Annotated in this window: 10 protein-coding genes; 6 read left to right on the top strand and 4 right to left on the bottom strand. The window is 62.5% G+C overall.

Annotation, left to right across the window (positions count from 1 at the left end):
* The 3 genes from SGJ19_29295 to SGJ19_29285 all read left to right on the top strand — a co-directional run.
* Window positions 1-362: hypothetical protein (locus SGJ19_29295; protein MDZ4784362.1), on the top strand; the 362-nt coding region annotated here is incomplete at its 5' end.
* 607 nt (window positions 363-969) lie between these two features.
* A complete protein-coding gene (gene serA / locus SGJ19_29290; protein MDZ4784361.1) occupies window positions 970-2595 on the top strand; it encodes a phosphoglycerate dehydrogenase in 1626 nt (541 codons plus the stop codon).
* 194 nt (window positions 2596-2789) lie between these two features.
* The gene (locus tag SGJ19_29285) at window positions 2790-3041 is read left to right on the top strand and encodes a BON domain-containing protein (protein MDZ4784360.1); all 252 of its coding nucleotides are present in this window, start codon (window positions 2790-2792) and stop codon (window positions 3039-3041) included.
* Window positions 3042-3101: 60 nt separating this feature from the next.
* Here the strand turns inward: SGJ19_29285 and SGJ19_29280 are convergent, their stop codons facing one another.
* Window positions 3102-3974 (bottom strand): TIM barrel protein, encoded by an 873-nt coding sequence (locus SGJ19_29280; GenBank protein MDZ4784359.1) that lies wholly within the window; start codon window positions 3972-3974, stop codon window positions 3102-3104.
* A 276-nt stretch (window positions 3975-4250) separates the two neighbouring features.
* Window positions 4251-4610 (bottom strand): preQ(1) synthase, encoded by a 360-nt coding sequence (gene queF, locus SGJ19_29275; GenBank protein MDZ4784358.1) that lies wholly within the window; start codon window positions 4608-4610, stop codon window positions 4251-4253.
* A gap of 121 nt (window positions 4611-4731) precedes the next feature.
* On the opposite strand from queF, the gene queC reads away from it, so the two are divergent.
* Complete coding sequence (gene queC / locus SGJ19_29270; GenBank protein ID MDZ4784357.1) at window positions 4732-5418, top strand: 7-cyano-7-deazaguanine synthase QueC; 687 nt, start codon at window positions 4732-4734, stop codon at window positions 5416-5418.
* Window positions 5419-5639: 221 nt separating this feature from the next.
* Window positions 5640-6587, top strand: coding sequence for a serine acetyltransferase (locus SGJ19_29265; protein ID MDZ4784356.1), 948 nt, complete (start codon window positions 5640-5642; stop codon window positions 6585-6587).
* Here SGJ19_29265 and SGJ19_29260 read toward each other — a convergent pair.
* Both SGJ19_29260 and SGJ19_29255 read right to left on the bottom strand, forming a co-directional pair.
* Window positions 6575-7105, bottom strand: coding sequence for a hypothetical protein (locus tag SGJ19_29260; protein ID MDZ4784355.1), 531 nt, complete (start codon window positions 7103-7105; stop codon window positions 6575-6577). The two genes, SGJ19_29265 and SGJ19_29260, sit on opposite strands and share 13 nt — an antisense overlap.
* Before the next feature lie 47 nt (window positions 7106-7152).
* On the bottom strand, window positions 7153-9033 hold the full coding sequence (locus SGJ19_29255) for a hypothetical protein (protein MDZ4784354.1): 1881 nt from the start codon (window positions 9031-9033) through the stop codon (window positions 7153-7155).
* A gap of 227 nt (window positions 9034-9260) precedes the next feature.
* Between SGJ19_29255 and kdsA the strand changes: the two genes are divergently transcribed.
* The gene (gene kdsA / locus SGJ19_29250; GenBank protein MDZ4784353.1) at window positions 9261-10121 is read left to right on the top strand and encodes a 3-deoxy-8-phosphooctulonate synthase; all 861 of its coding nucleotides are present in this window, start codon (window positions 9261-9263) and stop codon (window positions 10119-10121) included.
* The last annotated feature ends 132 nt before the right edge of the window (window positions 10122-10253 follow it).

The raw sequence follows: 10253 nt of genomic DNA, 5'->3' as shown, positions 1-10253 counted from the left end.
ATGTGCGCAACAATTTTGGCGGACTCGGTTTAGGCGACGCTGACGGCGACGGGGACGTGGACGTTTCCGATCTGAACGCCGTGCGGAATAACTTCGGCGCGTCGGTCAATTCCTTGCAAACGCGGTCTCTATTCGCAAATGTCACCATCGCCGCAAGCTCACTTCCCGAATCAACTTCCTCACAAAGAGTCCTGATTGAATCTGGTGACCAGCGGCGTCGCGAATTCATGGGTTCGACACAGCGGCGTTACAACGTGACGTTTAGTCCGTCCGCACTCGATACACTCTGGTCGCAATTGGGGCACGAGTTCGATGACAATTCGCGTCTCAGTAATTCTGTTTCGCGGCGCAAGCGGAAGTAAAAAACTTCGACCGCTCATTGACTCGCTCGCCCACTCGACGGAGGGTGGCGTCGTGCGATTCATTGGTACTATCGAGGGAGATCGCACTCGTCGTCCCGTCGGCAAGGTAAGCGAGTGCGAGATTGTGACGCGCCGTTTGCCCAGGTCGGGTCGCCATCGCGTTCATCGCAGCGATTTCGGTGAGCCTTGGAAGTTGATCGCTATGGACGACAATCCGTACAAGTCGCCGGAGACGAATGGAGAGTCGAGGTCGCCATTGATTAAGGTCTGGTCCTACCCTGCATTTTGCATCGTGGCGATCTTGATTCCGTCAGCCCTCGGCGCGGTCGCCTTAATAGCTGACATGTGCAGTGCGACAAGACTTCCGGTCGTGGTTCACAGTGTTGTCTGCCTCGCCTTAGGCGTATGGACAATGACCGTGTTGGTGCTCAACAAGGTCAGTCGCCGCCGTCCCTGAACTATTTTCCATTTGGCGCGCTGGCAAACTGTGCCACTACCGCGTCGCCCCACTCCTTGACCGCCCTAACCGCCACGGCCTATTCTGCCGGATTGCTTTCCGGGCGGCTGGCGGGCCGCTTTCCTCCTGTTTTGTGAGCTGTGCTGAATCATGCCGCGCATCGTGGTGTTGGATACGTTGTCGGACGAAGGCCTGGACCTGCTGAAGGCTTCGCCGGGCGTGGAATTCGAGGTCCGCACCGGGCTCAAGGGGGACGATCTCCGCCAGACGCTGGCCGAGTTCGACGGCGCTATCTGCCGCAGCGGCGTGAAAATCACCGCCGAATCGCTGGCCGGCAACAAGCGGCTCCGGGCGATCGTCCGGGCCGGCGTCGGCACGGATAACATCGACAAACAGGCCGCCACCCGGCTCGGCATCGTGGTGATGAACACCCCGGCCGGCAACACAATCAGCACCGCGGAGCACACCTTCGCGATGATGTTGGCGCTCTCCCGCTCGATCGCGCCGGCCAACCAGAGCCTGATCGAACATCGCTGGGAACGCGGCAAGTTCATGGGGGCCCAGCTCGCCGACAAAACGCTGGGCGTGATCGGTTTGGGACGCATCGGCCAGGCGGTTGCCGCCAGGGCGAAGGCCTTCGAAATGAAGGTGCTGGGGTTCGATCCGTTCCTGTCCGCCGAAAAAACCAAGGAACTCGGCATCGAACCGGTGGAATCGGTCCACGCCATGCTCCCGCAAGTGGACTACCTGACCGTCCATACGCCGCTCACGCCGGAAACTAAGCACCTCGTCGGCAAAAAGGAACTCGACCTGCTCAAGCCCGGCGTGCGGTTGGTGAACTGTGCCCGAGGGGACATCTACGACGAAGCGGCGTTGCTGGAAGGGCTCAAGGCCGGCAAGATTGGCGGCGTGGCCCTGGACGTCTTCGCCCAGGAGCCCTGCACCGACAGCCCGCTGTTCGGCCAGCCGGGCGTACTCTGCACACCGCACCTCGGGGCCAGCACCGAGGAAGCCCAGGCCAAGGTGGCCGTCGAGGGAGTCGGCCTGCTGGTCGATTACCTGACCACGGGGGCGATCCGCCACGCCGTGAACATGTCGACGCTCGACCCCAAAACGCTGGAGGCGATGCGCGGCTATCTGGACCTGTCCTACCGCCTCGGGCTGTTGCTGTCGCAATTCGACCGCTCGGGCATCCGCAGTTGCAAGCTCTTTTACCGGGGGGACATCGTCGGCAAAGACACCAAGCTCCTGGGCTCCGCCTTCGCCGCCGGCCTGCTGGCCTCGGCCCTGGACCAGGAGGCCAACATCGTCAACGCCGAGCTGCTGCTCCGGGAGCGGGGCATCGAGCTCGTGGAGCAATCCCGAGCCGACCGCGGAGCGTTCAACGCCACGATCGCGGCCGAAGTGACCACGGCCACCGGCGCCTACCGGGCGGCCGGCACCTTGTTTGGTCAAAAAATGCTCCGTCTTGTGGAGCTTAACGAGTTCCGGCTCGAGGCCTACCTGGACGGGATCCTGCTGGTTTTCCGGCACCGGGACGTCCCCGGCATCATCGGCCGGGTGGGGACGATTTTCGGCCAGCACCAGGTCAATATCGCCCAAATGTCCGTCGGCCGGACCGGAGAAGCCCCCGGCGGGGACTCGATCGGCGTCATGAATCTGGACGGTCTGCCCCCGGAGGCGGCCATGGAAGCGATCCGGAAATCTCCGGACATCCTGGGGGCGTCGATCATCCAACTGCCGCCGGCAGGGCAACTCCCGTCATGGCTGGCGTGACCGTTACGAATTGCCACCTTGGACCTAGAAACTCGGCTTCCGCATTCCGCAAATTCTCCAAATTCACAAGCGCAATTCCGATAGTACATTTCATCGGGCAGCCGCTCCCCGGCCGCCGGTTTGCGGAGACCGGCGGGCGACCCTTCGATGGCTGCCCGATCCTTCTGGCACTTCTAGCGAGTTCGGAGTTTCCTGTGATTGCGCTCGATGAGCAGCTCGACGGCCGCGTACAACGCGCCTTGCAAGGTCATCCCCACCTGACGAACGGCAACCTGCAGTCGGAATCCAGCGACGGCCGCGTCACCCTGCGAGGCGTCGTGACGACGTACTATCAAAAGCAGATCGCCCAGGAATTGCTGCGCAGCGTCGAAGGCGTGCGCGAAGTCGTAAATCACCTGGAAGTGACCTGGAAAAAGCCGCGCCAACGCACGGCGGTGAGCGCGTAGTCGATCGGCGTCGGTCATCCTGCCCGAGCATACAAGGAGTGGGATTTCAACTGTCGGCCATTACTTCCCGGCCATGGCCTGGAGCTTTCCGGCAGGAGAGAGTCCGGCGGTCTTCCAAACCGCGTCGAGCTTTTGTGCTGAGTCCCGGCCGATCGCTTCCCGGCTTTGCGCGGGATAGTTCTTCGGGTCGCGATGCGGCGTGACGGGGCCTTCGTAGCCGATTTCGGCGAGGTAGGCGAGCGCCGCGGCGGTGTCGATGTTGCCGGCTTCGCCCGGCAGCAGGCGACCGGATTCCGGCGCGTTGTCCTTGGCGTCGGCGAGTTCGACGGTGAACAGTTGGTCGCGCTTCAGCTTCTTCAGCCCTTCCCAGCCGGCGCCGGTCACATGCAGCGCCCAGAGATCGGCCGCAACGCCCACGTTTTTGCTCGACACGAGGGACAGCAACATGAGCAAGTTGTCGAGCGAGTAGATGAACTCGTAGTGTTTGCCGGCCCGCTGGGCTGGGTTGGCGTCGAAGCCGACGGCGAGACTCAGGCCGTGCTTTGCCAGCACGGCGGCGATTTCCGACAAGCGGCGGCGATGCGTTTCGAAGTTCTGGTGGAAAGGCTGTTCGTCCGAGGCCGGTTCAAGAATCGTCACCAGGCGCGTGCAACCGAGCGCCGCCGCGAGTTCGGCCAGCTGCGGGAGTGCTTGAAGATCCGTGGCGTAGTCGGCGTCACTCGTCCACCGCACCGGCAAGGGCGCGCTGCCGTATTTCAGCTTGGAACTATCCAGCAATCGCCGCGCGTGCGGCAAACCTTGGCTCGCCGCCAGGGCCGCGATCTCGCGTAAATCTAGGTCGATGCCCTTGAAGCCGTTCGACAGCGCCAACTCGATGATTTCACTCTGCCTGCCCGACACGCCGAGCGCCGCGACGCTCAGATTCTTGAACATGAAGCACTCCGGGGGATTGATTGCCCGACGCGATTGCCGGGCATTGTCTGAGCGGTGACTGTCCAACGCCGCACGCCTGCTATCAACGCATGGACCATCCAAAGGTGGGGGCCACAATCGCCGCCGCTCGGCAAACGAAACAAGTTGCCGGCGAATCTGCCCGCCTGTGACGCCGATCAAAGAGCCGGCGGTGGCGCGACGTTTTGGGCCAACCGTATTATGGCGAAAAGACGTCTTTTTTCAACGGCACTTGTGCGGCGATGAATGGCGACACGCCTAGATTTTTGCGACAAACTCCGCCAACACGCGCGTCGAGATGCCGCCCCGGGCCGTAAACGACGCCATGAGCTTCATCCACTTGGGTTGCACGAGGCCCGCCACATCGTCGAGAATTCGATTGGTGACGTGCTCGTAAAAAATCCCCTCGTTGCGAAACTGTTGTAGATAGAGCTTCAGGCTCTTCAACTCGACGCATTTCGCCGCGGGGCAGTACGAAAACACCAGCGTCCCGAAATCCGGCTGCCCGGTCTTCGGGCACACGGAAGTGAACTCCGGACAGGTGATCTCGATCGTGTAATCGCGACCAGGAAATTGATTGTCGAAAACTTCCAGGACAGCGCGGAAATCGCTCGGCATGATGGCTCCCAAGGTGGTTGGACGGGTATTCTCGCAGGAGGGAGGGAGTAGGAAAAGGAGTAGGTGAAGTAGGTAGTAGGTGGGATTTGTTGATCGACTTCTCGCTTTGAATCATTCATCCATGCCAAACGCTGTTGTCCTGCTTTCTGGGGGGCTGGATTCCGCTACCACGGCTGCCGTGGCTCAGGCGGAGGGGTTCTCGCTGTATGCGTTGTCGTTCGACTACGGCCAGCGGCACCGCTTTGAATTGGAGGCCGCCGAACGCGTGGCGCGGTCGCTGGGCGTCGCTCGGCATGTGACCGTGAAAATCGACCTGGCACAGTTTGGCGGGAGCGCGCTTGTCGGATCGGCCGAGGTGCCGAAGGACCGGGCTGAGGCAGAGATGTCGGCCGGCATTCCGATCACTTACGTTCCCGCCCGAAATACGGTGTTCCTGTCGCTGGCGCTCGGCTTTGCGGAGACGCTCGGCGCCGCCGACATCTTCCTGGGCGTGAACGCCGTCGACTACAGCGGCTACCCCGATTGCCGCCCGGAGTATCTGGCCGCGTTCGAGCGCCTGGCGAACCTAGCCACCAAGGCGGGTGTCGAAGGAACGCTGAAATTCCGAATCCACGCCCCGCTCGTGCAACTTACGAAAGCGGCGATCATCCAACTTGGTGTGCGGCTGGGCGTCGACTATTCCTTGACCCACAGTTGCTACGACCCCACGCCTGGCGGCGAAAGCTGCGGACGGTGCGATTCGTGCCAAATTCGACTGCGGGGTTTCGCGGAGGCCGGCATGGCGGATCCGGCGAAGTACGTAACATGAACCAGCGCGGTTAAGCCCAGGGAAGGCCCTCGGAGTCGTCGCCAATGGAGACGTCACTGGTGGCCTTCCCTGGGCTTAGAGATATCGAGGCTTTTTTTCCGATCCTGCGGTCTGCGTAAAATCTTCGTTCCCCGGTTTGCCTCAATTCCCTGTTTTGCGCGTGCCGAAGACCTTTGGGGTAGATTTGATTTTGCTGAACTTGACGCTTAGGATTGGCTCCCATGGCCACTGATTTCCGCCTGAAAGAGCAGCTTCCGGAGCTGACGCGTCGCATCGTCCAAACGTACGCGGACGTGCCGATGATTAGCCATCTCGGACATTGCCCGCTGCCGAAATACGACGCGGTCGTCGAGATCATCACGGGGCTGAAGGAAATCATCTACCCGGGCTACCGCCGCCGGGAAGGGCTGCACCTCGGTAATGTGACCTACCACGTCGGCGATCTGATCGACGGGCTGCACGATAAGCTCACCACGCAGATCGGCCGCGCGCTCCGACACGAAGCCCGGGCGACGTGCGACGCGGAAAACGATTACGAGGCCCTCGGCCAGGCGATGGCGATCCGCTTCCTCGAACAATTGCCAGACGTCCGCCGTGTGCTGGCGACTGATGTGCAAGCCGCCTTCGAAGGGGACCCGGCCGTCACTAAGCCGGACGAGATTATCTTTTGCTACCCAGGCTTGGAAGCGATCACCGTCTTTCGGCTCGCACATGAGCTCTACGGACTTGGCGTGCCGCTCATCCCGCGGATGATGACCGAGTGGGCGCACTCGAAGACTGGCATCGATATCCATCCCGGCGCGACGATCGGCAATCACTTCTTTATCGACCACGGCACCGGCGTCGTGGTTGGGCAGACGTGCGAGATCGGCAATCACGTCAAGCTCTATCAAGGCGTGACGCTCGGCGCGTTGAGCTTCCAGCTCGACGGAGAAGGCCATCTCGTGCGCGGCGTGAAGCGCCATCCCACGATCGAGGACCGCGTCGTGATTTACGCGAACGCCACGGTGCTCGGCGGCAAGACGGTCATCGGCCACGACGCAGTGATCGGCTCCAGCGTCTGGATCACCAAGACCGTCGCACCTGGGACAACGGTGGTGCTGAAAGAACCGGCGCTCCGCATGAAACTCCCGGACGACATGGTGCCGGAAGCGAATTACTCGATTTGAGCGATTCTCTTGGCTCGCGCTTGCTTCAAGCGTAGTAGTAACGCGGCGCCGCCGATCAACACGAGAATGAACGCATTCGGTTCGGGCGCCGCGGGCATGACGGCTACCCAGGGGGCGCCTCGGCCTGCCGGATTGATGCCGTAGCCGTACATGACGCGGCCATTTTCTGAAGCGTCGAGCGCTACATTGAGCTTCCAGCCGGTCATGTCGTCGACGCCGGTTTCCGCTGTCCAGCGAAATGCAATGCTTCCGGCCTCGCTCAGGGGATCGCCGTTACCGATGATAGCGGAACCATCGAAGCTGGCCGCTTTGGACGTCGAACCCGTCGGCCTGCCAGCCGGTAAGTAGGTAGATTCGCCGCCAAGCGGCCACACAAATCCCCAGCTTTGGTTTGCTTCGTAACTAGTTCCAGCGGCAACTTTGCCGTCGCCCGGTCTACCGGTCGGGGAGAAGTTGCGATTTATTGCTGTTCCTCCATCCCTACCAAGAACATCACCAATAAGCTCGCCCGCCGCCATGGTCGATCCGAAGATCGAGGAGTGACGGAATACTGACGGCGTTTGGGCTAGCGGTAGTACGGATTCTGCACGCGCCGCGCCGACGGCCCATCGAGCGGGCGGACGTGACGCACGCGCCCTTGCGGTTGCGTACGTTGGACCGAGACGGCTTCTGGCGCGTCGACCACGGTCACATTGCCGGCTTCGTCGCGGACTTCGAGACGCAGATAAATCAACTCCGGCATCGCCGTGTCGGGCGCCCAGGCGTAGTGGCCGGAGTTTTCCAGGCCGGCCGCGATGCGAATGAACGGACCGCCGGCATGTTCGCTATACAGCAAGGCGACAGCGTCCGCCGCCAGGAAGGGATCGTCGGCTTTCCAATCGACCAGCAACGTGCCGGCCTGCGCGCCGACGCCTTCGCTCGTGCCGAGCAGTTCAACCTCGGGCTTCGTTTTATCGACGCCAATCCAGATCGCTGGCTTCTCGCCCGCTCGCGGCCGCTCGCCGCCGTTGCCCCCACCGGATTCCACGGCGATCAGGAAGCCGTACATACCTTCGCCTTCGACCGAAACGATCAGTGGCGAGCGACAATCCGTGTCGACGCCGTAACTCTTCCAAGTGAGTCCGCTGTCACGCGTGCCCCACAACTCGACGTGCTTCACGCCATGTGGGCCGATCGATTCCACGTCGTATTCCAGTTCGAACTTCGTGGAGTTGACCATCCGCGGACGCTCGCCGCCCGTGTTCGGCACGGGACCCGTTGCCGGAGCATGCAGATCCGGCACAGGCAACGTGCTCTGTGACGTGAAGGTGGGACGACGATCTTGGACTTGCTGAGCGAGCGTGTTGAGATCGACGCGCGCCGGCGGAACATATGGTTCGCGCGTTTCCTTGATGAAGACGTGGCCGCCCTCAGTGGGCGAACCCAGCGCTGGTCCCGCCGCCATCGTCTCGGCGCCCGAGGGGATCAGTTCCGCGCTGTCCAGTGCGGACGGATTGGTAAACGACGCCGACTGCATCGGCGATGGATTCACCGGCGGCAACGCTTCGCGCCTGTCCGACGCGTAACGACTCTTCGTGTCGTAAGGCGATCCCGTGGTTTCGGCCTGCTCATACGGCATCGACGCCTGGCGATTCGCTTCCCACCGCACCGCGCCTGGCGTGGTTTCTTCGTTCGCGGAAACGGCGACGTTCGTCGGAGTCGTCTCATCCCAGACGGCCGTCGAACCGCTGGCGGTTCGAACCACCATTGGCACTCGCCCTGCGGTCTGGCGCGGCCGTCCGCCGCTGATCGGCTGCACGAGAACCTGCATCACCGCGGGATTGCCGGCCTTGTCGCGCACTTCCGCGCGGAGGTTCATCGCCGTGCGCATGGCGACGACCGGTAGCACTGCTTCGCCGTTATAGATCGAGCCGCTCGTATCGCCTTGCAGGGGCGGCGTCGAAATCTCTTGCCAGCCATCGCGGTCTTCGATTCCTTGATACACCAGCTTGAACGACTCCAGATCGAGCTGCGAATCCTCGACGCGCCAACGCGCGGTCACTTCTCCGGCGGGACCGCGCTCGGCGGTCAGCTCAATCACCGGCGCCGCGGTATCGACGACGACGATCAGCTCCGGCGCGGGCGGGCGCTCGGGGCGCAGCCGCCCGGTGCGGTCGTAGGTGCGCACCATGAAACCGTACTCGCCGTCGGCCGATGCGCGGAAATTGAATCCGCCTTCGTCCGGCGCGGCCTCTTCCGCCAAACGCCAGTTGCCGGTCACCGGATCGAGGACGTGCAACTGCACCTTCACCGGTTGCCGATCTGTCCGTTGCGTCGGTTCAATCTGAAACGGGATGGTGAACCACGACTGGCGCGTGACCACTCGCCCCGGCTTGTCGGCGGCCGCCCAGGCGGTCGCGCCGCAAACACTAGTGCCGAGAGCGAGTGTCCAAATCAACTTCCGCATGTTGCAGCCCCCCGGCGCAAAATGAATGGCGGTGAAATCGCTCCTTCAGGAACGATCGGCGCAGCCTGCCACGCAACTGGTATCGGTGCCGGCTCGCCTGCGGCTTGAACCGCATGTTCACACAGCTAAGCCTGGGAAAGCTGCGCAAACTATTCCGGCAGTCGCCTCAAATGCCGGTGGACATTTGCGACGCTTTCCTGGAAAGTAAGCGCCTTCTCAGCCCACGTATGCGGAGCGGCTTGCGCGTGACCACTTCGGCGGACAACCCAGTACAGATCGGTCCCTACCGCGTCGGGCGCGGGCAGCCACTGCTGTTAATCGCCGGGCCGTGCGTGCTGGAGACAGAATCGCTCGCCCTCCGCATCGCCGAAACGCTCCAGACCCTGGCCGAAAGGCTGCCGGCGCAGCTCATTTTCAAGGCCTCCTACGACAAAGCAAACCGGACCAGTGGCAACGCCTTCCGCGGCCTGGGTGTTGAGGAAGGCCTGCGCATCTTGGAGAAAGTCCGCCAAACAACCGGCTTGCCGGTGACGACCGATATTCATGAATCGCACCAGGCGGCGCCAGTGGCCGAGGTCTGCGAGGTACTCCAGATTCCTGCCTTCCTCGCCCGGCAAACCGACCTCTTGGTCGCCGCCGCAAAAACTGGTCGAGCAGTGAACGTCAAAAAAGGTCAGTTCATGGCCCCCGGCGATATGCGGCACGTCGTCGGTAAGTTGACGGAATCCGGCTGTGGCAGGATTCTGCTCTGCGAGCGCGGCACGTTTTTCGGCTACGGCCGGCTGGTTAACGATTTTCGCGCCATTCCCCAGATGCAGGCGCTCGGCGCCCCGGTGATCTTTGACGCCACGCACAGCGTACAAGAACCTGGGGCCCTGGACGGACGCACTGGCGGCAACCGCGCGATGATCGAGCCGCTGGCGCGGGCCGCCGTGGCCGTCGGCGCGGACGGACTCTTCTTCGAAACCCATCCCGACCCCGACTCCTCGCCCAGCGACGGCCCCAACATGATTCCGCTCGACCAGTTCGGCGCGATGCTGGAGCGGCTGTGGCGGATTCGAGAAACCATTGAGGGATTGCGTGAATAGGCTTTCAGGCGGGAATGTTGACACTAGCCCGACGCGCCAGCGAGGGGGAGCGGACGGTGTCCTCGGCGCACGCTGCTACTCATCTTCAACGTCCACTCCCCCTCGCTGGCGCTTCGGGTTGGCGTGCGGCGT

This window comes from Planctomycetia bacterium, from assembly GCA_034440135.1.
Lineage (GTDB): Bacteria > Planctomycetota > Planctomycetia > Pirellulales > JALHLM01 > JALHLM01.
Note: the sequence above shows the minus strand (reverse complement) of the source record. Positions and strands in the feature narration are given on the sequence as shown.

Bases quoted from the DNA above. Each gene is read 5' to 3' on its own strand.
- serA (MDZ4784361.1), top strand. From the start codon at position 970: ATGCCGCGCATCGTGGTGTTGGATACGTTGTCGGACGAAGGCCTGGAC.
- SGJ19_29280 (MDZ4784359.1), bottom strand. From the start codon at position 3,974: ATGTTCAAGAATCTGAGCGTCGCGGCGCTCGGCGTGTCGGGCAGGCAG.
- queF (MDZ4784358.1), bottom strand. From the start codon at position 4,610: ATGCCGAGCGATTTCCGCGCTGTCCTGGAAGTTTTCGACAATCAATTT.
- queC (MDZ4784357.1), top strand. From the start codon at position 4,732: ATGCCAAACGCTGTTGTCCTGCTTTCTGGGGGGCTGGATTCCGCTACC.
- SGJ19_29265 (MDZ4784356.1), top strand. From the start codon at position 5,640: ATGGCCACTGATTTCCGCCTGAAAGAGCAGCTTCCGGAGCTGACGCGT.
- SGJ19_29260 (MDZ4784355.1), bottom strand. From the start codon at position 7,105: ATGGCGGCGGGCGAGCTTATTGGTGATGTTCTTGGTAGGGATGGAGGA.
- SGJ19_29255 (MDZ4784354.1), bottom strand. From the start codon at position 9,033: ATGCGGAAGTTGATTTGGACACTCGCTCTCGGCACTAGTGTTTGCGGC.
- kdsA (MDZ4784353.1), top strand. From the start codon at position 9,261: ATGCGGAGCGGCTTGCGCGTGACCACTTCGGCGGACAACCCAGTACAG.